The organism is Kribbella sp. NPDC049227 (assembly GCF_043197265.1).
Taxonomy (GTDB): domain Bacteria; phylum Actinomycetota; class Actinomycetes; order Propionibacteriales; family Kribbellaceae; genus Kribbella.
In genome coordinates this window covers 971,373-995,549 of sequence record NZ_JBICST010000001.1, presented here as the reverse complement: position 1 = coordinate 995,549, position 24,177 = coordinate 971,373, and the positions used below count along the sequence as shown (strand labels likewise).

Sequence of the window (24,177 nt, the reverse complement as noted above, 5' to 3'; positions counted from 1 at the left end):
TATGCCGGGTGCCCGCTGGCGGGTTGTTTCGCCGCTGACGCACAAACAACCCGCCAGCCGGCACGCAACCCGCCAGCAGCCACCATGCCTCCGCGAGCTCATCCCAGTCCACCATCCCAAGCCCACAGGGCACTCGCGCGGAGGTGTCTGTCAGAGGAGTTGGCTCACGGTGTGGATGAGGAGGCCTACGAGGGCGCCGACGACGGTGCCGTTGATGCGGATGAACTGGAGGTCCCGGCCGACGTGGAGCTCGATGCGGGCGGCGGCTTCGCGGCCATCCCAGCGTTCGATCGTGTCGGAGATGACCGAGACGATCTCGTTGCCGTAGGTGCGGACGACGTAACCGACGGCTTCGGAGGCGCGGGCGTCGACCTTCCCGCGCAGCGCCTCGTCGTCCTGCAGTCGTTGCCCCAGGTCGTGGATGGCCTTGGTCGCGCGCACCCGCAGTGTGCTGTCCGGATCGGCGATCGAGTCGATCAGGGCGGTGCGTACGGCGTCCCACACCGCGGTCAGGCTGGAGCCCATGTCCGGATGCGTCAGCATCCGCGCCTTGAACGCCTCGAAGCGCGCCATGGTGTCCGGATCGTTCTGCAGGTCGTGGGCGAGCTGCCCGAGCAGCCGGTCGACCGCCCGCCGCGCCGCATGCGTCGGGTTGTCCCGTACGTCGGCCAGCCAGGCCAGCGCCTCGCGATGGATCCGGTCGATCACCAGCCGGTCGACCCACTGCGGTGACCACCGCGGCGCCCGCGGTCCGACCACGTCGGCGAGCAGTTCACGGTTGTCGCGCAACCAGTCATGCGCCTCCACCATCAGCAGGTCGAACAGCGCGTGGTGCGCACCGTCCTCGACGACCGACTGCAGGAAATGCCCCGCGATCGGGCTCAACGGCTCCTGCACGAACCGCGGCAGCAGTGACCCGCGGACGAACGCCGCCACGTCCTCGTCGCCGAGCCGCGGCAGCGCCGCCCCGATTGTCCGGGCGCCCTCGGCCACGATCCGCTCGGCATGGGTGCCGGTAGTCAGCCACTCACCGGCCCGGCGGCTCACCTCGGCGGTCCGCATCTTCTCCGCCACCACCTCCTGGGACAGGAAGTTCTCGGTGACGAACTGCTCCAGGCTCTCGGCCAGGCTGTCCTTGCGGGTCGGCACGATCGCCGTGTGCGGGATCGGCAGCCCGAGCGGCCGCCGGAACAGCGCGGTCACCGCGAACCAGTCCGCCAGCGCACCCACCATCGCGGCCTCCGCCGCGGCGTTCAGGTACGCCCAGCCGCCGTCGCGGTGCAGCGTGGCCACATAGATCACCGCGGCCAGCAGCAGTAACGACAACGCCACCGATCGCATCTGCCGCAGCCCGCGCCGCCGGACGAGGTCGGCGGCGCCCAACGTCAATGTCGCCATACCCCGATCTAACCAAGTCCCCGGTGATCAGTCGGTCAGGCGACGACTGAGGTCGTGTCTGGTGGTCTCCCGCCTACTGCGCGGCACTCGGCACGGCACCTCGCCGCACTGGCGCAAAGGCCACGATGCTCCGCATCGAGACCTTCGCTCCAGCACGCCGATGCACCGCACCGAGCACCTGCTCGCTACGGCGCGAGACCACCAGACACGACCTGGTCCACCCCTGAATTGCGGACGGTACGCCGATCCATCAGGCCGGAGACGAGGGCGAGGACCAGCCCGGCGACGGCCAGGAGGGCGCCGACGCGGCTCGGCCATTGGTAGCCGTAGCCGGCGGCCAGGACGACGCTGCCGAGCCAGGCGCCGAGGGCGTTGGCGATGTTCAGCGTCGAGTGATTGAGTGACGCGGCCAGCGACTGTCCCTCGTGCGCGACGTCCATCAGCCGGGTCTGCAGCGCCGGCACCAGGATGCTCGCCGAGAACCCCATCGCGAACACCGCGATCAGGGCTCCGGGCCGGGTCTGCGCCAGCCACCCGAACGTCCCGAGGACGACGGTGATCGCGAGCAGGCCGCCGTACAGGCTGGGCATCAGGGCGCGGTCGGCGAGCCGGCCGCCGACGACGGTGCCGCAGGTCATGCCGATGCCGTACACGGCCAGCACCACCGTGACCGCGGCCTCGGAGAAACCGGCCAGTTCCGTCATCGTCGGGGCGATGTAGGAATACGTCGCGAACATGCCGCCGAAGCCGACCATCCCGACCAGCAGGGCCATCCACACCTGCGGTCGGGACAGGGCACTGAGCTCGCTACGGATGTTGACGTCGCTGCCGACCGGCTGCGGCGGGACCCAGAACCACACCGCCACCAGCGTGACCAGCCCGAGCGCGCCGACCGCGAGGAACGGCGCCGGCCAGCCGAGTCGCTGGCCCATCAGAGTGGTGATCGGTACGCCGATGATGTTGGCCACCGGGAGACCGACCATCGTCATCGAGACAGCCCAGGCCCGCCGATTGACCGGCACGAGTGTGGTCCCGACCACCGCGCCGATGCCGAAGAACGCCCCGTGCGGTACGCCGGTCAGAAACCGCGCCGCCATCAGGAACTCGTAGCTCGAGGCAACGGCCGACAGCACGTTGCCGATCACGAACACCGCCATCAGCCCGAGCAGCAGCCGCTTCCGGCCGGTCCGGGCACCGAGCGCCGCGATCACCGGTGCGCCGACCACCACGCCGAGCGCGTACGCCGAGATGAGGTGGCCGGCGGTCGGGATCGAGATCCCCACACCGTCAGCGATCTGTGGCAGTACTCCCATCGTGACGAACTCGGTGGTTCCGATCGCGAAACCACCGGTCGCCAGCGCGAACAGAGCGAGGCCGACAGGCCACTCGGTGCTGCGGCTGTCAGGAGTCACTGAGTTTTTCACGCCTGATTGTCGCACCCGTGAGCACCGCCACCGCGATGAGGGCGAAGACCACATTGCCGATCAGGTCGGTGGTCCGCGACGCGTCCATCACCGGATCCTCCGGGAACGCGTGCCATGCATAGGTCAGCAGCGCGCCACCCGCCACCGCGAGCGAATGCAGCTGTGTCCAGCCGGTCCGCCGCGACCACCGCACCACCACGATGACCGCGAGTACGTCGAGCGCGGCCATCAGCCCGGCCTGCAGCCAGCCGTTCTTCACCAGGTCGTTCGCCAGCATGAACGCCGAGCTGAGCACCAGCCCGGCGGCGCCGACCAGCCACGCCGAGGGCACCGTGCCCGCCGTACGACGCTGTCCGCGCGAGCCGACCCGGGCCGCGATGGCGACGAGGACGACGATCGCGATCCCGGTCCCGGCGAACTGCGCGGGCGAGGCGACGAACGAGTCGCTGCTCAGGGCGAACGCCGTGTTCGCGACGATGCCGGCGGCGAAGATCGCGCCGTACACCCAGAGACCGATCTTGCCGAGCCACGGTTCGCGGGGGCGGCGCGAGGCCGACTCGACCAGCACGATCGGCACGGTGATGCTCCACACCGTGTGCAGCGCCAGTACGAACAACGTCCACGGCGCGCCCATGCCCAGCGCCGAGATGTGTCCCGGGTCGAGCAACCGCAGGTCCGCGTAGTTCGGGTTGAACAGCGACTGCGTGGTCACCCCTTCCTCGAGTACGCCGTACGCCAGCGCGAGGATCATCACGCTCGGGTAGCCCCAGCCGCGGCGCCTGACGACTTCGCGGATCAGCACCGCGCCACCGCCGTACAGCGGTGCCAGGAACAGCAGCGCGAAGATCTGGCTGATCGGGATGTTTCCCAGCAGGAACTCCGCGACCAGCGGCGCCAGGAAGAACAGTCCGAGGGCCGGCAGGGTCCGCCTCATCACACCCACATCTGTCTTGTCAGTCACGCTCCTCACTCTCGCGGTCGACCGGCGCCGGCACCGATGCGATCCGTCCGGATCCTGCGCTGACGGACGTCGGGTCCCGGACCTGACGAATGTCATGGCTCAGGGATCATTCAGGGTCATTTCCCTATACGCCGTATAGGTAATGCGGGTTGAATGGCATTCATGAGCGAGGTGACGACGAAGGACCGGATCACCGCGGCCGCGACGTGGCTGCTGACCGAGCACGGCGCCGCCGGGGTGTCGATGCGGAAGGTGGCGGCCGCGGTCGGGATCACCCCGATGGCGATCTACCAGTACTTCCCGGACCGGGAGACCCTGCTGAACGCGGTCGCGGACGCGGCCTTCGCCGAGTTGGTCCGGCGCTGGGAGTCCGCCCCGCGCAGTACGGCGGCGGACGCGCGGATGCGGGAGATGCTGGTCGACCACGTCGACTTCGCGCTCGCCCAGCCGCGGCTGTACGACTACATGTTCACCGAGCGGCGCGACCAGGCGCGGAAGTTCCCCGACGACTTCCGGGCGCGCAGGTCGCCGACGTTCAACCTGGTCGCCGACGCGATCTCCGACGGCGTCGACCAGGGCCTCTTCCGCGGCGACGACGACATCCTGGAAATCAGCCTGATGTTCGCCGCGCTCCTGCACGGCCTGATCCAGCTCCACCACGGCGATCGCATCGGCATGCCCGACCCCGCCTTCCGCGCGCTGTGCCTCAGACTCGCCGAAAGGATGATCGATGGCCTCCTCCGTACCTAAGTGCGTGGCCGCCGCGGTCGCGACCGGTGCCTTGCTGTACTTCGGTTCCGGCCTGCACACGCTCCCCGTGCTGACCTGGCTCGCGCCACTGCCGGTGTTGCTCGTCGCACCCAGGCTGAAACCAGGCCCGGCCGCCCTGACCGCCTTCATCGGTTGGCTTCTGGGGCTCACCAATCTCGTCGGCTACCTGCGCGGCGACCTCGAGCTTCCCGTTGTCGTGCTCGCCTTCCTGATCCTGCTCGCGGGCGTCTTCACCGCGACCGTGCTGCTCTTCCGGGCCCTCGTTGTCCGAAGACATTTCGTACTCGCGGCGTTCGCCGCTCCCGCGCTGTGGGCGGCTCTCGACTACCTGATCGCGACAGTTTCGCCCCACGGCGCCTTCACCAGCCTCGCGTACACCCAGGCCGAGGTCGAACCCGTCAACCAGATCGTCTCGCTGACCGGTCCGTGGGGTCTCAGCTTCCTCCTGTTCTTCCCCGCGGCCGTCATCGCGACCCGACGTCTCGTCCTGGTCGGCGCCCTCGTGGTTGTTGCCGCCAGCACCTGCCTGTACGGCGTACTCCGGCTGGACGGGACCGCGGACAGTCAGCCAGTGCGGATCGCCGTACTCTCCGCGCAAGGTGAGGACGACGCGCGCTGGCCGGACGGCGGCGGACCTGCCGTGGTGGAGCGGTACCGCCCGATGATCACCGACGCGGCACGATCCGGCGCACAGGTCGTCCTGCTCCCGGAGAAGATCATCGACCTCGACGCGACCGCACTTCCTCGGCTGTCCGAGCAGTTCCAGACACTTGCCACGAGCAACAAGGTCGAGCTCGTCGTCGGCATCACCGTCTTCGGTCCCGACGACTACAACCGGGCCCTGGTCTTCCATCCCGACGGCAGTGCGCCCACGTCGTACGACAAGCACCACCTGATCCCCGGCATCGAGCCGTACACGCCCGGCGACCACCTCGCTGTCTTCAACAGCTGGGGCTTGCTGATCTGCAAGGACCTGGACTTCCCCGCGCTCTCCCGTTCGTACGGGAAGGAAGATGCCGGCCTGCTGCTGGTCCCGGCCCTCGACTTCGAGAACGACGGCTGGCTGCACAGCCGGATGGCACTGCTCCGCGGGATCGAGAACGGCATCCCGATGGCCCGCGACGGCAGCAAGGGCCGCCTCACCCTCAGCGACGCACAGGGACGGATCGTGTCCGAGACGACGGCCCCTGCCGACGCGCCGGCCGTCCTGATCGGCGAGCTTCAGCCCGGCAGGGACCGGACCGTCTACACCGCGTGGGGCGACTGGTTCGCCTGGCTGTGCTGCCTCGTCGCCCTGGCCGGGGTGGTGTGGTTGAGGTCGCGCGGTGGGCGTGGGAGCATCCGGCATGGCCAACTATGGGGATCACCAGTTGCAGATCTACCTGCAGGGGATGCTGCAGGGGACACGGCCGGAGATCACGACCGACCTGGCCCGGCTGGAGTCGCAGGCGGCCGGGACGCTGTCCGCTGAGGCGATGGGGTACATCGTGCCGAGCGCGGGCAGCGGGGCGACGGCGCGCGCGAACCTGGCGGCGTTCGATCGGTGGCGACTGGTGCCCCGGATGCTGCGCGGCAGCACCGACCGCGACCTGTCCTGCACCATCCTCGGTACGGCGATGCCCGCGCCGGTGCTGGTCGCGCCGATCGGAGTACAGACGCTGGCCCACCCGGACGGCGAACTGGCGACGGCCCGGGCGGCGGACACGCTCGGCCTGACCTACACGCACTCGACGCAGGCGAGTCACGCCTTCGAGCAGATCGAGGCGAAGAGCAAGTGGTATCAGCTCTACTGGCCGACCGACCGCGACGTCTGCCTCAGCTTCCTGCAGCGGGCGAAGGCGAGCGGCTACAGCGTGCTGGTCGTCACCCTCGACACCGGGACGCTGGGCTGGCGTCCGGCCGACCTGGACCGCGGGTTCCTGCCGTTCCTCAAGGGGGAGGGCCTGGCGAACTACTTCAGCGACCCGGCGTTCCAGGCGAAGCTGGCCAAGCCGGTCGCCGAGGACCCGGGCGCGGCGGTGATGCACTGGGCGCAGATGTTCCCGAACGTCGGCCTGGGCTGGGAAGAGCTGTCGTTCCTGCGGGACAACTGGGACGGCCCGATCGTGCTGAAGGGGATCACGGCCGTCGAGGACGCCAAGCTGGCCGCCGAGCACGGCGTGGACGGGGTCGTGGTCTCGAATCACGGCGGCCGCCAGGTCGACGGCGCGATCGCGTCACTCGACGCGCTGCCGGCGATCGCGGACGCGGTCGGTGAGCAGTTGACGGTCCTCTTCGACTCAGGTGTCCGGACCGGGTCCGATGCGGCGAAGGCTCTCTCCCTCGGCGCGAAGGCAGTCCTGCTCGGCCGTCCGCTGCTCTACGGCCTCGCACTGGCCGGGCAGGCGGGTGTCGAGCACGTCCTGCGCTGCTTCCTGGCCGAGCTCGACCTGACGTTGGCCCTGTCCGGCTACGCCAACCACCGCGAGCTCAACCGGGACTCGGTGGTCCGGGCGTGAAGGCGGTCATCTTCGACCTGGACAACACACTGTTCGACCACACCGGGTCGGCGACGTACGCGATCCGCAGCTGGATCCCCGAGCTGGGTGGTACGACGACCGACGAGCTGGTCGCGCAGTGGTTCGTGATCGAGGACCGCGTCTACGGCCGGTTCATGGCCCGCGAGATCACGCACCAGGAGCAGCGGCGTGGCCGGCTCCGCGACTTCCTGCCCCTGCTCGGCCACCCGGTGCCGCCGACGGATGCGGAACTGGACGAGCTGTTCACCGGCTACCTGCACCACTACCGGTCGAGCTGGACCGCGTACCCGGACTCCCGCCCGGCGTTGGAAGTTGCCCGGAGCAACGGTTGGCGGATCGGCGTGCTGACCAACGGCAGCACGAAACAGCAGAACGCGAAGCTCGAGGCGATCGGACTGGCCGACCTGGTCGACGTGGTCTGTACGACGGAGTCCCTCGGCGTCAGCAAGCCCGCCCCGGAGACCTACCTGCGGACGTGCGAGGCGCTGGGCGTCGACCCGGCGGACACCGTGATGATCGGCGACAACCTCGAGCTGGACGTGCTGGCGGCCCGCGCCGTCGGCCTGACCGCGCACCACCTCGATCGCGCAGCAGGCGTGACCCTTGCCGAGTTAGTGCCCTGAGTCGGAAGGACACTGGTCTGAGATTCCGGTCTTCGGAGTCGGAGAAGTCGTTCGTCATGGCACGATCTTCCGGACTGTCCGCGGGCGGGCCATCCATCCGGACCGATCAGGTCCGGATGTCTGTTGGACCGGACCGGATTCCTGGGATCAGGCCGGTGCCGGTGTCTGTGCCGGTGTTTGGGTCCGCCGGTACTGCGACGGAGGTACGCCGTACCGGTCGAGGAACGCCTGCCGGAGGGACTCGGTCGAGCCGAAGCCGCACTGCCGGGCGACGGCCGCGAGTGGCAGCTCGCCCGAAACCAGGAGGTGTGCCGCTGCCTCGGTGCGGACACCGCGGACGTACTGCGCCGGCGTCTGCTCGACGTGGGTGAGGAACAACCGCGACAGATGCCGCTCGCTGACCCCGGCGAGTCGCGCCAGGGCCGGCGTACTCAGGTCCGAGGTCGGGTGGCTGACGATGTGGTCGCGGAGCCGACGGACGAGGAGGTCGCCACTCAGCCGGCTCGCCACGAACATGCTCATCTGGGACTGGCCGCCCGGCCGCTGGAGGTAGGTGACGGTGCCCAGCGCGACACCGCGGGCGATCGCCTCGCCGTGGTCCTCCTCGATGAACGACATGGTCAGATCCAGTGCGCTCGTGACGCCACCCGAGGTCGCGATCTCGCCGTCGCGGATGTAGATCGGGTCCGCGTCGACCTGCACATCCGGGTGCTTCGCCGCGAGCTGGTCGGCGTACATCCAGTGGGTCGTGATGCGGCGCCCGCTGAGCAGGCCGGTGGCCGCGAGCACGGTCGCGCCGGTGCACACCGACGACACCCGGCGGGCGAGCGCGGACAGGCGTCGTACGTGCCCGACCAGACTGCGATCCGCGGCGGCGTCCTCGTGTCCGAGTCCGCCGGACACGAGCAGCGTGTCCATCGGCTCGTTGAACCGCTCGAGCGCCACATCGGCCTGCAGTTGCAGACCCGAGTCACAGCGCACCGTGCGCTTCCCCGGCGTCGCCAGCACCATCCGGTACGGCGGGCTGGCGCCGATGCGGTTCGCGATGTCGAGACACGACGTGACACAGGCGATGTCGAGCAACTCGGCACCGTCGTACGCGACCAGGAGGACCAGGCGTTCGTCCACGGCGCCACGGTATCCGCTCTTGCGGTGTAACGTTCACAACACATACCGTCGGTTCTGAAGTGTTCGCTACAAGGAGGTTCGATGGAGCGAGTCGCAGCCCTGGTCCGGCGGTACGTCGAGGCGGGACGGTATCCGGGCGCGGTCACGGCAGTGGCCCGGCGGGACAAGGTCGAGCTGTTCGAGGCCTGCGGACTGGCGGACGCCGAGCGTGGCCGGGAGATGCGGCCGGACACGATCTTCCGGATCTTCTCGATGACGAAGCCGATCGTGAGCCTCGGGCTGATGCAGTTGTACGAGGAGGGCCGGTTCCAACTCGACGATCCGGTGGTGAAGTATCTGCCCGCGCTCGGCCGACCGAAGGTGTTCGTGGACGGCGCTCTCCGCGACTCCACCCGGGAGATGACGGTGCGCGACGTCCTGATGCACATGTCAGGACTCGCGGCCTCGAACGGCAAGCACCCGGTCAGCCGGCTCTACCAGGACGCCGGGCTGACCGGGATGGACTCGGACGCACCGTTGTCCGAACTACCGGCCCGGCTGGCAGACCTTCCACTGCAGGCGGATCCGGGGACGCGCTGGATCTACGGGATCTCGACCGACCTGGTAGGCCTGCTCTGCGAGGTGATCAGCGGTCTGCCGCTGGACGAGTACCTGCGCACCCGGATCTTCGACCCGCTCGGTATGACGGACACCGGATTTTCGGTGCCTGAGGCAAGCATCTCCCGCTTCGCGGCGAGCTACACGTACGCCGACGGCGGGTTCGCGCCCGCGGACGACCCGTTGACGAGCGCGTACCTTCGGCCGCGCGCGTTCCTGTCCGGCGTGGCTGGGTTGGTGTCGACGGCCGGGGACTATCTGCGGTTCGCCCGGATGCTGGCCGCCGGCGGTTCGCTCGACGGTGTGCGGATCATCGGACCGCGGACACTGCGGTTCATGACCATGAACCACCTGCCCGGTGGCCAGGACCTCGCGGCGGTGGCGGACTTCGGTGGCGAGACGAAGCGAGCGGGACAAGGCTTCGGCCTCGGGTTCGGGGTGTTGCTGGATCCGACGGTGGCGCAGACGATCGGCACGCCGGGCGAGTACTTCTGGGGTGGTGCCGCGTCGACAGCGTTCTTCGTCTCGCCGGCCGACGAGCTGGCCGTCGTCTTCCTGACCCAGTTGCGTCCGTCCTCCAGCTATCCGATCCGTCGCGAGTTGCGTGCCGCCGTCTATGCCTCACTCGACGACTGACGACGGCTGCCGGCTCTGGACCGAGGCGACCGGCGACGGACCGCCCGTCGTCCTCGTCCACGGCGGACCGGGCTGGTGGGACGTCTTCGACGACCTCCCTCGGCTGCTGCCCGGCTTCAGGGTCCACCGGTGGGACCAGCGCGGCTGCGGCCGGTCCGATCGCCGCGGTCCCTACACCCTCGAACGCTCAGTCGCCGACCTCGAGACGATCCGCGGCGGCCACGACAAGATCATCCTGGTCGGCCACTCCTGGGGCGCGGCGCTCGCGCTCCAGTACGCCGCCGCGCACCTCGACCACCTCAGCCACCTGATCCTGGTCTCGAGCACCGGCCTCGACGGACCACCCCCGTCGTACCGGGACCGCGTCGCCGAGCGGCTCGTGCCGTCAGATGATCCCTGGATCGTGCGCATCGCCACGAACTTCGCCGACCGGACGACGGCACTGGAGCAGTCACGCCGGCTCAACACACCACGCTTCGAGCCCAACCAGGAGTGCGCCGACGCGTTGCGGGCCGAGCTCCGTGCGGTGCCGGACCGGGCCGGTGCTTGCGAGCGGATCGACGTACCGACGTTGCTGATCCACGGTGCGGAGGATCTGCGGCCGCCGTACGTCACCGACAGTCTGCTGCGCGCGCTGCCGAACGCGGAACGGGTAGTGCTCGACGATGTCGGGCACTACCCGTGGGTGGAGGACCCGGACGGCTTCCAGAAAGCCGTCCGGGCCTTCCTCAGTTGATGGTCCAGGTGTCCGAGCCGGTGACGAGAGCCTGCAGGTCGCCGGTGCCCTGAGCCTCCTGGGCGGTGGTGATCTGCTGACGGACCATGTCGTCGTACGCCGGGCGCTCGACCGCACGGAAGATGCCGATCGGGGCCTGGTGCAAGATACCGGCGTCGGTCAGCCGGGACAGGGCGAACGCGTACGCCGGGTCGTCCGCGTGGGCGTCGTGGACGACCAGGTCGGCCTCGCCGTTGGGCAGGTCGGCGACCTCCTTCACAGCCAGCGAGGCGAAGCCGTCGCGGACCACGCCGAGCCGGCCTTCCTTGCCGAAGCGGATCGGCTCGCCGTGCACCAGCGGGATGATCGCGTCGTCGCGGGTGTCGGGGTCCTTGAACGCCTCGAACGCGTTGTCGTTGAAGATCGGGCAGTTCTGGTAGATCTCCACGATCGCGGTGCCGCGGTGCTCGGCGGCCGCGCGCAGGACCGAGGTCAGGTGCTTGCGGTCGGAGTCGATCGTGCGGGCCACGAACGTCGCCTCCGCGCCGAGCGCCAGCGAGACCGGGTTGAACGGGTTGTCCACCGAGCCCATCGGCGTCGACTTCGTCACCTTGCCCGGCTCTGAGGTCGGCGAGTACTGACCCTTGGTGAGGCCGTAGATCCGGTTGTTGAACAGCAGGATCTTCAGGTTCACGTTCCGCCGCAGCGAGTGGATCAGGTGGTTGCCGCCGATCGACAGCGCGTCGCCGTCACCGGTCACCACCCAGACGCTGAGGTCCGGCCGGGCCACCGCCAGACCGGTCGCGATCGCCGGCGCACGCCCGTGGATCGAGTGCATGCCGTACGTCGACAGGTAGTACGGGAACCGGGACGAGCAGCCGATGCCGGAGACCATCGCGATGTTCTCGCGCTTGACCCCGAGCTCGGGCAGGAAGCCCTGGAACGCGGCCAGCACAGCGTAGTCACCGCAGCCGGGGCACCACCGGACCTCCTGGTCCGACACGTACTCCTTGCGGTTCTGCGGCTCGCTCGCGGCCGGGACGCCGTGCAGCCCACCGGGCAGACTCGGCAGGCCGAGGTCGACCGTGCTCATCGTGCTCCTCCCAATCGGGACTGGTGCAGATCGTGCTCGTTACCGTTCAGCGCCTCGCCGTGCGTCAGGTTGGCGGCGGCTTCGCCCAGGTGGCGCGCGTCGTCGTCGATGCCCTCGGTCTCCTCGACCAGGTTGCCGATCACCTCGGCCAGCTCGGCCGCGCCGAGCGGCATGCCCCGGACCTGCGCGTAGGAGACGACGTCGACCAGGAACTTCGCCCGCAGCAGCATCGCCAACTGGCCCAGGTTCATCTCCGGGACCAGAACCTTGTCGTAGCTACGCAGCAGGTCACCCAGGTTCGGCGGGAACGGGTTCAGGTGCCGCAGGTGGGCCTGCGCGACCTTGCCGCCGACCTTGCGGACCCGGCGGACACCGGCGCCGATCGGGCCGTACGTCGATCCCCAGCCCAGCACCAGGACCTTCGCCGTACCGTCCGGGTCGTCGACCTGGATCGGGTCGATGGAACGGGCGATGCCGTCGACCTTCGCCTGCCGGGTGCGGATCATCAGGTCGTGGTTGGCCGGGTCGTAGGAGATGTTGCCGGTCTTGTCCTCCTTCTCCAGTCCGCCGATGCGGTGGTCCAGGCCCGCCGTACCCGGGATCGCCCAGGCGCGGGCCAGGGTCTCCGGGTCGCGCAGGTAGGGGAGGTAGATCGGTGCGCCCTTGTCGTCGGTGGCGTTCGGCTCGAGGGTGAAGTCCGGGTCGATCGTCGGCAGGTCGTCGACCACCGGGATCTGCCACGGCTCCGAACCGTTGGCCAGGTAGCCGTCGGACAGCACGATCACCGGCGTCCGGTAGGTGACGGCGATCCGGGCCGCCTCGACCGCGATCGCGAAGCAGTCCGCGGGGGACTGGGCCGCGACCACCGGCAGCGGCGCCTCGCCGTTGCGGCCGAACATCACCTGCAGCAGGTCGGCCTGCTCGGTCTTGGTCGGCATGCCGGTCGACGGGCCGGCGCGCTGGATGTCACACACGACCAGCGGCAGCTCGAGCATCACGCCGAGGCCGATCGTCTCGGACTTCAGGCTGATGCCCGGGCCGGACGACGTGGTCACGCCGAGCGCTCCGCCGAAGGACGCGCCAAGGGCAGCGCCGACACCGGCGATCTCGTCCTCGGCCTGGATCGTGGTCACGTTGAACCGCTTGAGCTTGGACAGCTCGTGCAGTACGTCGGAGGCCGGGGTGATCGGGTACGCGCCCAGGACCAGCGGCAGCCCGGCCCGCTGGGCGCCCGCCACCAGGCCGTACGCCAGTGCCAGGTTGCCGGAGATGTTCCGGTAGGTGCCCTTGGCCATCTTGGCCGGCTTCACCTCGTACCGGACCGAGAACTCCTCGGCGGTCTCGCCGAAGTTGTAGCCCGCCCGGAAGGCCGCGATGTTCGCGTCCCGGATGTCGGGCTTACTGGCGAACTTGGTCTCCAGGAACGTGATCGTCGACTCGATCGGGCGCTGGAACAGCCACGACACCAGCCCCAGCGCGTACATGTTCTTCGCCCGGGACGCGTCCTTGCGGGTCAGGCCGAACTCCTTGACCGACTCCACCGTCATGCCGGTCAGGTTCAGGCCGATCACGTGGTACGCGTCCAGCTCGCCGGTCTCCAGCGGGTTCTCGTCGTACCCGATCCGCTTCAGGTTGCGGGCGGTGAAGTCCGCGGTGTCGACGATGAGCGTCGCCCCGCGCGGTACATCGCGCAGGTTCGCCTTCAGCGCCGCCGGGTTCATCGCGATCAGCACATCGGGCGCATCACCCGGCGTGAGGATGTCGTGGTCGGCGAAGTGGAGCTGGAAGGACGACACTCCCGGCAGAGTTCCGGCTGGTGCCCGGATCTCGGCGGGGAAGTTGGGCAGGGTCGACAGATCATTGCCGAACGATGCCGTTTCCGCTGTGAACCTGTCCCCCGTGAGCTGCATCCCGTCGCCGGAGTCGCCGGCGAAGCGGATCACCACGCGGTCGAGCTGCTTGACCTCGATGGTCACTGTTCTGTTCATCTCCAAGTCGAAGCTTGGGCCGGCCCGCCGCGTCGTGGGCGACAGGTCGATCCCCCCAGTTCAGGGCGATAACCCCAATATTAGTTCGCCCTTAGTACAGAACCATGCGGAAGCCCCGGTGGTCCACAGCCTGGGACACGGTGTTAGTGGGTGGATACATCCGCTAGGGACGAATTCACCGATGTCACCCTGCGCAGTCGTTCGCTTGCGATCCGCAGTCACAACCGGCAGCATGTCGGCATGCGTGCCGTTGTCGGACTGCTGATCCTTGCCCTGACCGGATGCGCCGCGCAGGTGGCGCCCGCGATGAGTCTCGGCGGTACGGCGCCCGCGGTGGCCCCGGCGTCGGCCGCGGCACCGGCGCGGACAGCCAAGATCACCACCATCCGGACGACGGACTCCACCAAGGGTGTGATCACGGTGATCGGCTCGTTGTCGCCGGCACCGAAGGCGGGAACGCGGATCCCGCTGCACCAGTGGATCCCCGCCGCGAAGCGGTGGCAGGAGATCGCGCACGGGTACTCGTCGGGCAGCTCGGTGACCATCAAGACCGTGCAGCCCGGATCGGTCCGGACGTATCGCATCGCGGTCGGGCCACAGGCGCCGTACCCGGCGGCGATCTCGCCGGGGATCAGCCTCAAGCACTACGTCTGGCGCGGGATCTTCAAGCGGGGCGTGCTCGCAGCGGGTGGGAAGGGGGCGCCGCAGTTCACCGTGGTGCCGCCGAACGAAGGTCCGCGGCGGGCGGAGGCCGACCTGCTCGCGAACAAGGGCGGGTTCGTCTGGGGTGACGTCGACTCGACCGGCTGCAGCTCCGTGCGCAACTGGCTCGGCAACCTCACCGACGGGACTGTGCGGGTGTCGCTGCACAACGGGACCAAGGCAATCACCTCGGTGCGGCAGGCGCAGGAGACCGAGACCTGGCTCGATGCCAAGATCCTCGGCGTCACCCGACTGCGCCTCCAGGTCACCGACCTCAAATCCGGCTACGGCCCCTATGCCTCGATCGACTCCCTCATGCTGTGCACCAACTAAAGCTTCGATCCGTTGGTCCTGGCGCGCTGCGCGGCACTCGGCGGGCACATCGCGGCGTTGGAGGGCGAGGCACGGAGAACCCCACTCCGAGCCTCGCCCTCCGCCTTGCGCTGCACTCCGCCGAGCACCTGCTCGCTGCTGCCAGGACCAACGGATCGAAGCTAAGCTGCTGCCGTGTCGGAGAGCTATGGGGTCATCCTCGCGGTGGTCGCGCTCGGCCTGGTCGGGCTGATCGGCGCCTTCGCGCTGAACAAGGCGCTCACCGTCACCTATCCGACCGAGGGCAAGCTCAAGACGTACGAGTCCGGCGTCGACCCGGTCGGCGAGGGCTGGGCGCAGGTGCACATCCGGTACTACCTGTTCGCCTACCTCTACGTGATCTTCGCCGTCGACGCGATCTATCTCTTCCCGTGGGCGACGATCTTCGCCACCCTCGGCTTCTCCACTTTGATCGAGATGTTCGTCTTCCTCGCCTTCGTCGCGGTCGGCCTGTTGTACGCCTACCGCAAGGGCGTCCTGCGCTGGACCTAGGCGCGCGCCAGCGCCGCCGCGATCGCCCAGCGCCCGCGCCGTACCTCGCCGCGCGTCCTGCGTCGGCGGTACGGACGGCCAGGCCATCACAATCGCGTCGACTCTGCGCGGCCACGCTCAGGCGGTCCCCGCGGAGTGCGTTGTGATGGCCTGGGCGTCCGGACCGCCGACACTCAGCAAGCGCGGCTCCTCGGGGGGCGCACGCTCGGCGGCAGGCCGGGTGGGTTGGTGAGTGGCACACGTCCGCTGGCGGGTGATGACACCCGAGGAGGTTGGCTTCTGGGCGCGGGTGGGTTCTAAGTGCGGGCGAGCGCCGCCGCGATGGCCCAGTCCTGGGGGCCGATGCCGACGGACTTGAAGACGGTGCGACCGGTCGAGGGTGGGGGAGACGACAGGGCGGGCCCGAGTTCGATCAGGTCTGTGCGTTGCAGGGTGCCCGACGTGATGGCGTCGATGATCTCGCCGGACTCTTCCAGCGCCGCTTCCCGCTGATCGACCAGGACCGTGGACGCGGTGGCGAAGAGGTCGCGCGGTAGCTCGCGCATCGTCGGGCGGAAGGCGCCGATAGCGTTGACGTGGACGCGGTCGGGGAGCGCGCCGGCGGTGAAGAGCGGCGTGGTGGACGAAGTCGCGCAACAGACGATGTCCGCGTCGGCGATCGCGTCGTCGATGTCCGTGCCTGGAGTGAACTTCACCTCGGGAAACTCGTCGGCCAACGCCTTGCTCAGCCCCGTAGCGCGGTCAGCTGAGCGGCCGGTGACCATGACATCGGCGATCGGTCGTACGGCGAGAACCGCGCGGACCTGGTCGGGTGCCTGAGCGCCGGTCCCGATCAACGTGAGCCGGGTCGCGTCGGGCGGAGCGAGCAGATCAGTGGCGACCCCGACGACCGCTCCGGTCCGCAGTGTGGTGATCGAGCTGCCGTCCGCGACGAGTTGATCGCCGGCGCCGGTCCAGATCACCGTCGCGCGGATCGCCGGCACCTGATCGAGCGCGATACCGATCTTCTTGACCACCGCGCTCCCGGTCGGCGTGTGGTACGCCGACATCACCAGCACCGACCCGTTGCCGAAGATCTGCCGCGGCGGCAGCACGAAGTTCCCCGCCGCCAGTTCCCGGAACGCGTCCCGCACCGCGTCGATCGCCGTACTCATCGGAACCGCACGCCGGACATCCTGAGCCGAAAGCACCTTCACCGGCCCGAGCATATTCTGATCCCACCGACCGTGAGGGGATCGAGTGAACGACCTGCATCGGGAAGCTCTGGTGGCAGATGCGCACAACGACCTGTTGATGCTGGTGGCGCGAAGGCCGAAGGCGAGGTGGGCGCAGTACTTCCGGGAGCGGTGGATCCCGCAGTTGCGCGAGGGCGGGATCGACGTCCAGGTGCTGCCGGTGTTCATCGACGACGAGTTCCGGCCCGAAGGTGCATTGCGCGAGACGCTGCGGATGATCGAGGCCGCGCATCGGATCGCCGAAGGCAACGCCGGTGAGGTCGCGCTCTGTACGGCGCCCGGCGACATCGCGGCCGCGACCGGCGCCGGCAAGATCGCGCTGGTGCTGGCGCTCGAAGGCTGCCCGCAGATCGACAACGACCTCGAACTCCTGCAGACGCTGCAGCGGCTCGGCGTGCGGATGGTGTCGTTCACCCACTTCGGTCGCAGCGCGCTCGGCGACGGATCGGGCGAGGACGCGGCCGGCAGCCGGCTCACCCACGCCGGCGTCGAGGCGGTCGGTCTGCTCGAGGAGCTCGGCGTACTGATCGACGTCTCGCATGTCGGCCGCGGCGGTGTCGAGCACATCCTCGAGTTGGCGACCAAACCGCTGGTCGCGTCGCACTCCAGCGCATTCGCCCTGCGCGACCACCACCGCAACCTGACCGACGAGCAGTTGCGAGGAATCGCGGCCACCGGCGGCGTCATCTGCGTGAACTTCTTCGCCGGATTCCTCACCGCCGCGGAGAAGCCGACCGTCGAGCATCTGGCCGACCACCTCGAGTACGTCGTGAACGTCGCCGGCGCCGACCATGTCGGGCTGGGTAGCGACTTCGTGGCCGAGGTGTTCGGCGAGAAGGTCCCGTCCTGCGACCGTCCGCTGGTCATCCAGGGCCTCGACGTCGAGGTGTTCGTGCCCGGTCTCGAAGGGCCGGCCGGGATGCCGCTGGTCACCGACGCGCTCCAGCGCCGTGGGTTGTCAGAGGCAACTATTCGCAAGGTGCTCGGCCAGAACCTGGTTCGTGTTCTCTCATCGGAGGCGTGAGATGCAAAGCTGGTTGGACAACAACCTCGGTCGGCTGATCGAGAAGCACGAGGTGCCGGCCGCGTCCGTCGCGGTCTGGGCCGACGGCGAGCTGAGTACGGCGGCGGCCGGCATCCTCAGCCTCAACACCGGCGTCGAGGCCACCACCGACTCCGTCTTCCAGGTCGGCTCGATCACCAAGCTGTGGACCACCACGCTGATCGCCCAGCTGGTTGTCGAGGGCAAGGTCGACCTCGACCGGCCGGTCCGCGACTGTCTGCCCGAGTTCAAGCTCGGCGACGAGGCCGCGGCCGCGTCGATCACCCCGCGGCACCTGCTCACGCACACCGCCGGGTTCTCCGGTGACGCCTTCACCCCGACGTCGCGTGGCGACGACGGTGTCGAGCTGTTCATGCGCGATGTGCTGCCCGGCCTGGCCCAGGAGGTACCGCCCGGCGCGGGGTTCTCCTACAACAACTCGGGCTTCGTTGTCCTCGGCCGGATCGCCGAGGTCCTGCGGGGCAAGCCGTATCACGAGCTGATCCGCGAACACATCGGCGTACCGCTGGAGTTGAAGCACCTGGCCACGATCCCGGACGAGGCGTTGCTGTACCGGGCCGCGGTCGGGCACATCTCGCCGAAGCCAGATGAGCCTTTGCAGGCCGCGTCGGTGTGGAGTCTCGTACACGCGATGGCGCCGGCAGGCTCGTTGCTGGCGATGACGGCGAGCGATCTGATCACCTTCGGCCGGGCGTACCTGGACGCGTCGCTGCTGGACCGGGCCACCATCGATCGCCTCTGGGAGCCGCAGGTCGACGTACCGCCGACCGGTGGCTTTCCGGCTCACTGGGGCCTCGGCTGGATGATCTTCACGCTCGACGGCGGGACGGTCTACGGTCACGACGGCGGGACCATCGGCCAGTCCGCGTTCTTCCGGCTGGTCCCGGACAAGGGCGTCGTGGTCGCGCTCCTCACCAACGGCGGCAACACCTCGTCGCTGTACGACGAGCTGGTCGGCCACGTCCTGCGGGAGACCTCGGGGATCGAGCTGCCTGCCCGGCCGGTGCCGCCGGCCGAGCCGGTCGAGATCTCGGCCGACCTGGTCACCGGCCGGTACGAAGGTGTGCTGACCGCTTCGACCGTCAGCGTCGAGGAAGGTGAGTTCTGGGTGGTGGAGGAGGCAGTCACCGAGCAGGCGAAGGTGCTCTTGCCCGAGCCACGGCGTACCCGGCTGGTCCCGCTGGATGCCGCGCGGCTGATCGCGGCCGAGCCGGAGCGTGGTGACCACGAGGTCCTGGCGTTCCGGGATCCGGTGGACGGCCGGGCGGCGTACCTGTTCCAGGGCGGACGGCTCACACCGCGCAGCAGTTGAGAACACTCGTTTCAAGCGGACCGACCGGTGCATGAAGTCCGGCGGCACTGGGAAGGAGTGTCAGTGACGTGCGGCGTGGCTGGGGCCGTGGCACGTTGCGCTGTCACCGAGAGTCACCTGCCTCGCCCTCACCGGATCGTTGCCTGGTCACCCTTTGTGATTGCGGACGGCAACTATTGTGAGGGTCCGCCGTACCCGGATAACGGATTGCGTACAGCCTGTCGCCAAGTGGTCAGCCTGGAGTTATGGTGATTACTCGGGGGAACGGGGTGAGTACGGGGTGGTGAGGCTATGGCGTGGCAACTGTGGGTGCCGATCGCACTCGCAGCGACCGGACTCGTGATCCTGGTCGTGTGGCGAATGCGGCACGCCCAGCACGTCTTCGACGACATCACCCGCATCGACCGTTCCGCCGGGAGTAGCCAGTCCGATCCATCCGGTGACGAACTCGCCCAGGCGAGGGCCCGCCGGATCCCACCGCCGTCGCCGCCGCGCCGCAAGCACGGATGACGCGACCCGACGAGACGCCCGGTCCCCACCCGGGTTCCGCCCAAGCCGCTCACGTTCGGTGGCCCGCACAGCGCCGAACGTGAGCGGCTGTGGGACCGCGTCAGAGACTGTGGGATCTCAGTCCAGCAGCCCGTCCCGCCGGGCCACCGCGGCCGCCTCGGTCCGCGACCGGACGCCGAGCTTGCCGAGGATGTTCGACACGTGCACGCTCACGGTCTTCTCGCTGATGTACAGCTCCCGGGCCAGCTGCCGGTTCGTCCGCCCGTCGGCGACCAGCTTCAGCACCTCGGTCTCGCGCGCGGTCAGCGCACCTGAGCCCAGCCCGGGTCCTTCGACCCCGCCGAGCTCGTCCAGCAGCGGCTTCGACCCCAACTCCCGGCCGACCTCCGCCGCCAGCGCCGCCTGCTCGTTCGCCTCGGCCACCCGGCCCGCGGCACGCAGCGCGGCCGACAACCGGACGCGCGACCAGGCCTGCTCGAAGACGTACCCGTACCCGAAGGCGTCCATGGTCCGCTGCCACACGGCCACATGCTCCTCCGGTGACGGCGGATCGATCCCGGTCAGCCACCGGAGCCGCTCCCACTCCGCCTCCAGCCGCGACAGCCAGGCCAGCCCTTCGACACCGATCACCCGGCCGGGCGGTAGCCCCTTCTCCACCGTCGCCTGTCCCGTCGCGAGCAGGTCGGAGCCGCGGGCAACCAGCTCCTCGGCCGCCGACGGCTCGCTGACCGCCCGGTGGCACAGCAGTTGCATTCCCAGCGTCGTGAAGCGGATCTGGGCCATGAACCACTCGGTCTGGAACACGTCCGCCAACAGTGCGGACACATCCGCGATCAGCTTCTCCGCGTCGGCGACCTGGTCGAGTTGGCGGTAGGCGTCCACGGCCGGCTGCAGCCCGATGATCGGCAGCATGACGTCCAGGTCCCACCACTTCCGCATCCGCTCCAGCTCTTCCGCGACGGAGGTGTCCCCGCGTCCGCTCCGGACCGCGAAGTCCACCGCGCGGAGCGCCGCCGCCGACGCGGCCGGAGTCTTGGAGTCCGTCCTGGCGGTGTCCGCCGCGTCGTCCCATTCGCCCAGGACGAACTGCGTCAGCGCCAGCATCCGCCGTGCGTCGAACCCGTACGCCGCCCACTGCCGGCCGAGCTCACCGGCGCGCTGCGAGGCATGGATGAGCGCCATCTTCGCGCCCTGCAGGTCGCCCTCCTCGTAGTACGTCGAACCGAGCAGGAACCGGCTCCGGACCTCTGCCGCCGCGTCACCGGTCAGCTGCGCCCGGACGGCCGCCTCCTCCAACTGCCTGGCGGCCGCGACCGGGTCACCGGCCCGGCGCCGGAGCTGGGCCAGGGTGATCCCGGCGTCGCCGGCGGCCGACTCCTGACCGGCCTCGCGAGCGATCTCGAGTGCCTTGTGCGCCCAGCGCTCCGCCTCCATCGGGCGGCCGAGCGCGTCGGACACCCGTGCGTACAGCGAGGCGACCTGGGCCTTGAAGACGGTCGACGGCTCGTCCGACACCAGCTTGAGCGCCTGCGTGACGGCTTCGTTCGCCTCCTGGTCATGGTCGATGATCAGCGCGATGTCCGCGAGCGGCAGCAGCAACTGGGCCCGCTGCAGCTTCGGCGCGTCCGTCGGCAGATCCACCAGCGCCTTGCGCAGCAGCTTGAGCGCGCGCAGATGCTGCGAGGACAGTGTGGCCGCCAGCGCGGTGTCGACGATCAGCCAGGTCTTGTCGATCGTGTTGTCGGGCGACGCGTTCGGGAACAGCTCGAGCGCCATCTCGTAGTGCTTGAGCGCCTCCTGTGGCGCGGCGACGGTGATGGCCTCCTGCCCCGCTCGGACCCGCGCCTCGAATGCGGTGGCCAGGTCGTGCGACCGGGTGGCGTGCCCGGCGAGCTCGGCCGCCGTACCCGCGACGGTCTGGTCCTTCAGCGCCTGCACGTACGCCGCGTGCTGGCGGACCCGCTCGCCCGGCAGGAGGTCGTCGTACACAGCCTCGGCCAGCAGGGCGTGCCGGAAGTAGTAGCTCGCGTTGCCCGGTACGTCGATGATGTGGGCGTCGATGAGCTCGCGCAGGGCCTGGTCGAGGTCGCGGTCGGGCAGTCCGGCGACGGTGGTCAGCAGCGTGTGCGGCACCCGGCGGCCGGCGACGGCGATCACGCGGGCGACCTGCCGGGCGTCGTCGGACAGCGGATCGAGCCGGACCAGCAGCAGATCGGCCAGATCGGGCGGTACGGCCTCGCCGTCGCCCATCGAGGCCGCGGCCACCAGCTCCTCGGTGAAGAACGCATTCCCACCGGCCCGGTCGAGGATCCGTCGTACCTCGGTCTCCGAGAGCGGCTTGGAGACCAGCGAGTCCAGCAGGGTGCGGGACTCGTCGGCGTCCAGGGGCGCCACGTTCACGCGGCGTACGCGCGGGTTGCGTGCCCACTCGGCGATCGGGCGGCGCAGTGGGTGGCGGCGGTGCAGGTCGTCGCTGCGGTAGGACACCACCAGGGCCAGGCGCTGTGAGGTCAGCCGGGTGATGAGGAAGCCGATCAGGTCGCGGGTGGAGTCGTCGGCCCAGTGCGCGTCCTCGATGATCACCAGCAGCGGCTCGCTGGTGGACAGCGCGGTCAATGCGCCCAGGACCGCGTCGAACAGGGCGGCACGGTCCAGCTGGCCCTCCTGGGGCACGGGCTGGGCGCCGATCAGGCGGTGGGTGGGCAGGAGCCGGCCGATCGCCGGGAAGTTCGTCAGGACGCTGTCGACCAGATCGGGCCGCTCGCCGGCCAGCCGGCCGAAGATCTCGGTGAACGGCAGGTACGGCAGGCCGGCGTCGCCGAAGTCGGTGCAGTGCCCGACCAGGACGCCGAAACCGCGCTCGTGGGCCCCGGTGGCCACCTCGTCCAGCAAGCGGGTCTTCCCTACCCCCGCGTCACCGGACAGCAGAACGGCGCCGGCGCGCCGCGTGCGGGCGTCGTCGACGGCACTGAGGAGGGCGGCCATCTCGGTCGAGCGGCCGACGAGAGGTGTCGAGGTCCAGGGCACATCGTCCATCTTCGCCCCTGGAGCCGACACAAATCGACGGCATCCCGTCCGCTGACCCTCCCGGGCAACGAAAACGCCGTCCCTGACCGGTCTTGTCGGGTCAGGGACGGCGGTCCCGGCGGTCATGCCGCCGTCGTGGGTCGGAGGGTCCGGCGCGCGTGCCGCGGCTCGGGCTGGGGGGCCCGCTCCGCGTGCTCCCGGCGCGTCGTCGCCCGGAACTCACGCTTGGTCCGCTCCTGCTTGTAGGCGGTCTCCGCCTGGATCGTCTGAGGTGTGATGAACATGGTGTGCCTCCCTTCAGGCTTTCCGGCCGAACAGGTGGACGAGGTTCCGGCGGGTCCGGGGGTTCCGGTGCTGCCGGAAGTCGCGGCTGAGGCGCTCCCTGCGGTAGGCGACCTCCGCCTTGACCGAGTCGTTGAAGTACATGGATTCCTCCTGGTCTGGTGCCGGCTTCCTGCCGACACCCTCAATCTGCTCGTCTGAGGTGACCCGGCACATCGGAGTTCCTCCCTATCCCTGCGCCCCAGGCGCCCTTAGACGCTCCGAGTACGGCGTAGGGGGTACCTAGTGCCCCCGGAACGACGGTGCGGCCGGCTCCCCGAAGGGAGCCGGCCGCTGGACGGACGGGGGACGGCGGGTCTCTCGCGTTCACATCGCCGGACGGGCCCGCAGCTCGGGCGCACAGGGCTCGGGCGGCTGCACCTTGGGCTTGCGGTGGAACCAGCCAGGGCGCTGGAAGTCACGCCGCAAGCGGTTCTGTCGGTAACGGACCTCTGCCTGGAGCGAGTCTGGTGAGTAGAAGAACATTGATCTCCTCCGGGAGCTTGTCGATGAGGAGACAGTGCTCGCCTGAGGGGGAGGGCCACATCGGCACAACTCCCTATGCCCGTGGGGCCGGTGCCCTTAGAAGCCGTAACTGAGGCTTAGTTCGAAGTGTTCGGGGTCCAGCAGGCAGTCGGCCTGCTCGGCGAAGGTGTCCGCCGCGGTCCAGCTGGTCCGCTCGGTGTGCAGGAACCAGGTCCCCTCGGGCCGGCCCAGCAACCCGGCCTCGGCATGGTTCAACGGGCGGCCGCGAAGCCGTTGCTCACAGTGGTCGAGATGCAGTCCCGCCCGGCTCAGCGTCGTACTGATCGAGCCGTTGTCCAGGCCGCGGCCGGGCAGGTCGCGCAACGACTCCAGTGCCGGGATCCGGCTGCGCTCCAAGGAGATCGGGACACCGTCCGACAGTTGCCTCACGCGCTCGATCACGATCACGCCCGGGTCGTCCAGGCCGAGCCGCCCGGCCAGACCGGGATCCTGCTCGAGGGCGATCTTCACTGTCCGCATCCGGGTCTCGACGCCCTGCTCGGACAGGGCGTGCGTCCAGCCGAGCCGGCCGTCCAGCGGCCGCCCGTCGAACAGCACGAACGACCCCTTGCCGGTCCGGGTGGCGATCAGCCCGTCGTCGGTCAGTACGGCGAGCGCGGCGCGGACCGTGTTCCGGCTGACCGAGAACCGCCGGGCCAGTTCGACCTCACCGGGCAGTCGCGCGCCACGGCGTACCAGGCCGGAACGGATCTCCCGGGACAGGACCGCCGCGACGCGTTCGTGCTTCAGTTCGATCTCGGGCAT

The 24,177-nt window shown here is 69.4% G+C and carries 22 protein-coding genes; 11 read left to right on the top strand and 11 right to left on the bottom strand.

The features are described 5' to 3' along the window. Nucleotides 1-150 precede the first annotated feature (150 nt). The 3 genes from ACGFH6_RS05065 to ACGFH6_RS05055 form a co-directional block, all read right to left on the bottom strand. Nucleotides 151-1,398, bottom strand: a complete 1,248-nt coding sequence (locus tag ACGFH6_RS05065; protein ID WP_393380592.1) for a DUF445 domain-containing protein — start codon at nucleotides 1,396-1,398, stop codon at nucleotides 151-153. Between the two features lie 185 nt (nucleotides 1,399-1,583). Further along, nucleotides 1,584-2,822, bottom strand: a complete 1,239-nt coding sequence (locus ACGFH6_RS05060) for an MFS transporter (protein WP_393380590.1) — start codon at nucleotides 2,820-2,822, stop codon at nucleotides 1,584-1,586. After that, a complete protein-coding gene (locus ACGFH6_RS05055; protein ID WP_393380589.1) occupies nucleotides 2,800-3,783 on the bottom strand; it encodes a hypothetical protein in 984 nt (327 codons plus the stop codon). The genes ACGFH6_RS05060 and ACGFH6_RS05055 overlap by 23 nt, the downstream gene beginning before the upstream one ends. A 162-nt stretch (nucleotides 3,784-3,945) precedes the next feature. On the opposite strand from ACGFH6_RS05055, the gene ACGFH6_RS05050 reads away from it, so the two are divergent. The 4 genes from ACGFH6_RS05050 to ACGFH6_RS05035 are packed head-to-tail and all read left to right on the top strand — an operon-like array spanning nucleotide 3,946 to nucleotide 7,696. Further along, nucleotides 3,946-4,533: a TetR/AcrR family transcriptional regulator gene (locus ACGFH6_RS05050; protein ID WP_393380587.1), complete on the top strand. Its 588-nt coding sequence runs from the start codon at nucleotides 3,946-3,948 to the stop codon at nucleotides 4,531-4,533. Continuing rightward, nucleotides 4,514-6,025, top strand: coding sequence for a nitrilase-related carbon-nitrogen hydrolase (locus tag ACGFH6_RS05045; RefSeq protein ID WP_393380585.1), 1,512 nt, complete (start codon nucleotides 4,514-4,516; stop codon nucleotides 6,023-6,025). Before ACGFH6_RS05050 ends, ACGFH6_RS05045 begins: the two co-directional genes overlap by 20 nt. Beyond that, nucleotides 5,946-7,052 carry a lactate 2-monooxygenase gene (locus tag ACGFH6_RS05040; RefSeq protein ID WP_393381154.1) on the top strand — a complete coding sequence of 369 codons (1,107 nt, stop codon included), beginning with the start codon at nucleotides 5,946-5,948 and terminating at the stop codon, nucleotides 7,050-7,052. The genes ACGFH6_RS05045 and ACGFH6_RS05040 overlap by 80 nt, the downstream gene beginning before the upstream one ends. Next, complete coding sequence (locus ACGFH6_RS05035; RefSeq protein ID WP_393380583.1) at nucleotides 7,049-7,696, top strand: HAD family hydrolase; 648 nt, start codon at nucleotides 7,049-7,051, stop codon at nucleotides 7,694-7,696. The genes ACGFH6_RS05040 and ACGFH6_RS05035 overlap by 4 nt, the downstream gene beginning before the upstream one ends. Before the next feature lie 147 nt (nucleotides 7,697-7,843). Here ACGFH6_RS05035 and ACGFH6_RS05030 read toward each other — a convergent pair whose 3' ends face one another. Beyond that, entirely contained in the window at nucleotides 7,844-8,824 is a 981-nt protein-coding gene (locus tag ACGFH6_RS05030) for a GlxA family transcriptional regulator (protein ID WP_393380581.1), read from the bottom strand. Between the two features lie 81 nt (nucleotides 8,825-8,905). On the opposite strand from ACGFH6_RS05030, the gene ACGFH6_RS05025 reads away from it, so the two are divergent. Beyond that, a complete protein-coding gene (locus tag ACGFH6_RS05025; RefSeq protein WP_393380580.1) occupies nucleotides 8,906-10,057 on the top strand; it encodes a serine hydrolase domain-containing protein in 1,152 nt (383 codons plus the stop codon). Further along, on the top strand, nucleotides 10,038-10,793 hold the full coding sequence (locus ACGFH6_RS05020; RefSeq protein WP_393380579.1) for an alpha/beta fold hydrolase: 756 nt from the start codon (nucleotides 10,038-10,040) through the stop codon (nucleotides 10,791-10,793). The genes ACGFH6_RS05025 and ACGFH6_RS05020 overlap by 20 nt, the downstream gene beginning before the upstream one ends. Here the strand turns inward: ACGFH6_RS05020 and ACGFH6_RS05015 are convergent. Both ACGFH6_RS05015 and ACGFH6_RS05010 read right to left on the bottom strand, forming a co-directional pair. Next, nucleotides 10,786-11,865, bottom strand: a complete 1,080-nt coding sequence (locus ACGFH6_RS05015) for a 2-oxoacid:ferredoxin oxidoreductase subunit beta (protein WP_393380577.1) — start codon at nucleotides 11,863-11,865, stop codon at nucleotides 10,786-10,788. The genes ACGFH6_RS05020 and ACGFH6_RS05015 overlap by 8 nt on opposite strands. After that, nucleotides 11,862-13,853 (bottom strand): 2-oxoacid:acceptor oxidoreductase subunit alpha, encoded by a 1,992-nt coding sequence (locus tag ACGFH6_RS05010; protein ID WP_393380575.1) that lies wholly within the window; start codon nucleotides 13,851-13,853, stop codon nucleotides 11,862-11,864. The genes ACGFH6_RS05015 and ACGFH6_RS05010 overlap by 4 nt, the downstream gene beginning before the upstream one ends. A gap of 240 nt (nucleotides 13,854-14,093) precedes the next feature. On the opposite strand from ACGFH6_RS05010, the gene ACGFH6_RS05005 reads away from it, so the two are divergent. Continuing rightward, on the top strand, nucleotides 14,094-14,888 hold the full coding sequence (locus ACGFH6_RS05005) for a hypothetical protein (protein WP_393380573.1): 795 nt from the start codon (nucleotides 14,094-14,096) through the stop codon (nucleotides 14,886-14,888). Between the two features lie 174 nt (nucleotides 14,889-15,062). After that, nucleotides 15,063-15,419 carry an NADH-quinone oxidoreductase subunit A gene (locus ACGFH6_RS05000; RefSeq protein ID WP_393380571.1) on the top strand — a complete coding sequence of 119 codons (357 nt, stop codon included), beginning with the start codon at nucleotides 15,063-15,065 and terminating at the stop codon, nucleotides 15,417-15,419. Between the two features lie 296 nt (nucleotides 15,420-15,715). Here ACGFH6_RS05000 and ACGFH6_RS04995 read toward each other — a convergent pair whose 3' ends face one another. After that, nucleotides 15,716-16,615, bottom strand: coding sequence for an ornithine cyclodeaminase family protein (locus tag ACGFH6_RS04995; RefSeq protein ID WP_393380570.1), 900 nt, complete (start codon nucleotides 16,613-16,615; stop codon nucleotides 15,716-15,718). 43 nt (nucleotides 16,616-16,658) lie between these two features. Between ACGFH6_RS04995 and ACGFH6_RS04990 the strand changes: the two genes are divergently transcribed. The 3 genes from ACGFH6_RS04990 to ACGFH6_RS04980 all read left to right on the top strand — a co-directional run bounded on the left by ACGFH6_RS04990 (nucleotide 16,659) and on the right by ACGFH6_RS04980 (nucleotide 19,539). After that, a complete protein-coding gene (locus ACGFH6_RS04990) occupies nucleotides 16,659-17,678 on the top strand; it encodes a dipeptidase (protein ID WP_393380569.1) in 1,020 nt (339 codons plus the stop codon). Nucleotide 17,679: 1 nt separating this feature from the next. After that, on the top strand, nucleotides 17,680-19,029 hold the full coding sequence (locus tag ACGFH6_RS04985; RefSeq protein ID WP_393380568.1) for a serine hydrolase domain-containing protein: 1,350 nt from the start codon (nucleotides 17,680-17,682) through the stop codon (nucleotides 19,027-19,029). A gap of 291 nt (nucleotides 19,030-19,320) precedes the next feature. Further along, a complete protein-coding gene (locus ACGFH6_RS04980) occupies nucleotides 19,321-19,539 on the top strand; it encodes a hypothetical protein (RefSeq protein WP_393380567.1) in 219 nt (72 codons plus the stop codon). 117 nt (nucleotides 19,540-19,656) lie between these two features. Here the strand turns inward: ACGFH6_RS04980 and ACGFH6_RS04975 are convergent, their stop codons facing one another. The 4 genes from ACGFH6_RS04975 to ACGFH6_RS04960 all read right to left on the bottom strand — a co-directional run bounded on the left by ACGFH6_RS04975 (nucleotide 19,657) and on the right by ACGFH6_RS04960 (nucleotide 24,177). Further along, nucleotides 19,657-22,575, bottom strand: a complete 2,919-nt coding sequence (locus tag ACGFH6_RS04975) for an AAA family ATPase (RefSeq protein WP_393380565.1) — start codon at nucleotides 22,573-22,575, stop codon at nucleotides 19,657-19,659. A gap of 113 nt (nucleotides 22,576-22,688) precedes the next feature. Further along, nucleotides 22,689-22,850: a hypothetical protein gene (locus tag ACGFH6_RS04970; RefSeq protein ID WP_393380564.1), complete on the bottom strand. Its 162-nt coding sequence runs from the start codon at nucleotides 22,848-22,850 to the stop codon at nucleotides 22,689-22,691. A gap of 13 nt (nucleotides 22,851-22,863) precedes the next feature. Beyond that, on the bottom strand, nucleotides 22,864-22,992 hold the full coding sequence (locus ACGFH6_RS04965) for a hypothetical protein (RefSeq protein WP_393380563.1): 129 nt from the start codon (nucleotides 22,990-22,992) through the stop codon (nucleotides 22,864-22,866). 477 nt (nucleotides 22,993-23,469) lie between these two features. Then, nucleotides 23,470-24,177 carry a GntR family transcriptional regulator gene (locus ACGFH6_RS04960; RefSeq protein ID WP_393380561.1) on the bottom strand — a complete coding sequence of 236 codons (708 nt, stop codon included), beginning with the start codon at nucleotides 24,175-24,177 and terminating at the stop codon, nucleotides 23,470-23,472.

Excerpts from the sequence above, each read along its gene's own strand:
- ACGFH6_RS04980 (WP_393380567.1), top strand. The coding sequence starts at position 19,321 with ATGGCGTGGCAACTGTGGGTGCCGATCGCACTCGCAGCGACCGGACTC.
- ACGFH6_RS05010 (WP_393380575.1), bottom strand. The coding sequence starts at position 13,853 with ATGAACAGAACAGTGACCATCGAGGTCAAGCAGCTCGACCGCGTGGTG.
- ACGFH6_RS05045 (WP_393380585.1), top strand. The coding sequence starts at position 4,514 with ATGGCCTCCTCCGTACCTAAGTGCGTGGCCGCCGCGGTCGCGACCGGT.
- ACGFH6_RS05020 (WP_393380579.1), top strand. The coding sequence starts at position 10,038 with ATGCCTCACTCGACGACTGACGACGGCTGCCGGCTCTGGACCGAGGCG.
- ACGFH6_RS04985 (WP_393380568.1), top strand. The coding sequence starts at position 17,680 with ATGCAAAGCTGGTTGGACAACAACCTCGGTCGGCTGATCGAGAAGCAC.
- ACGFH6_RS05040 (WP_393381154.1), top strand. The coding sequence starts at position 5,946 with ATGCTGCAGGGGACACGGCCGGAGATCACGACCGACCTGGCCCGGCTG.
- ACGFH6_RS05050 (WP_393380587.1), top strand. The coding sequence starts at position 3,946 with ATGAGCGAGGTGACGACGAAGGACCGGATCACCGCGGCCGCGACGTGG.
- ACGFH6_RS05015 (WP_393380577.1), bottom strand. The coding sequence starts at position 11,865 with ATGAGCACGGTCGACCTCGGCCTGCCGAGTCTGCCCGGTGGGCTGCAC.
- ACGFH6_RS04965 (WP_393380563.1), bottom strand. The coding sequence starts at position 22,992 with ATGTACTTCAACGACTCGGTCAAGGCGGAGGTCGCCTACCGCAGGGAG.
- ACGFH6_RS04975 (WP_393380565.1), bottom strand. The coding sequence starts at position 22,575 with ATGGACGATGTGCCCTGGACCTCGACACCTCTCGTCGGCCGCTCGACC.
- ACGFH6_RS05065 (WP_393380592.1), bottom strand. The coding sequence starts at position 1,398 with ATGGCGACATTGACGTTGGGCGCCGCCGACCTCGTCCGGCGGCGCGGG.
- ACGFH6_RS04970 (WP_393380564.1), bottom strand. The coding sequence starts at position 22,850 with ATGTTCATCACACCTCAGACGATCCAGGCGGAGACCGCCTACAAGCAG.
- ACGFH6_RS05025 (WP_393380580.1), top strand. The coding sequence starts at position 8,906 with ATGGAGCGAGTCGCAGCCCTGGTCCGGCGGTACGTCGAGGCGGGACGG.
- ACGFH6_RS04960 (WP_393380561.1), bottom strand. The coding sequence starts at position 24,177 with ATGCCCGAGATCGAACTGAAGCACGAACGCGTCGCGGCGGTCCTGTCC.
- ACGFH6_RS05005 (WP_393380573.1), top strand. The coding sequence starts at position 14,094 with ATGCGTGCCGTTGTCGGACTGCTGATCCTTGCCCTGACCGGATGCGCC.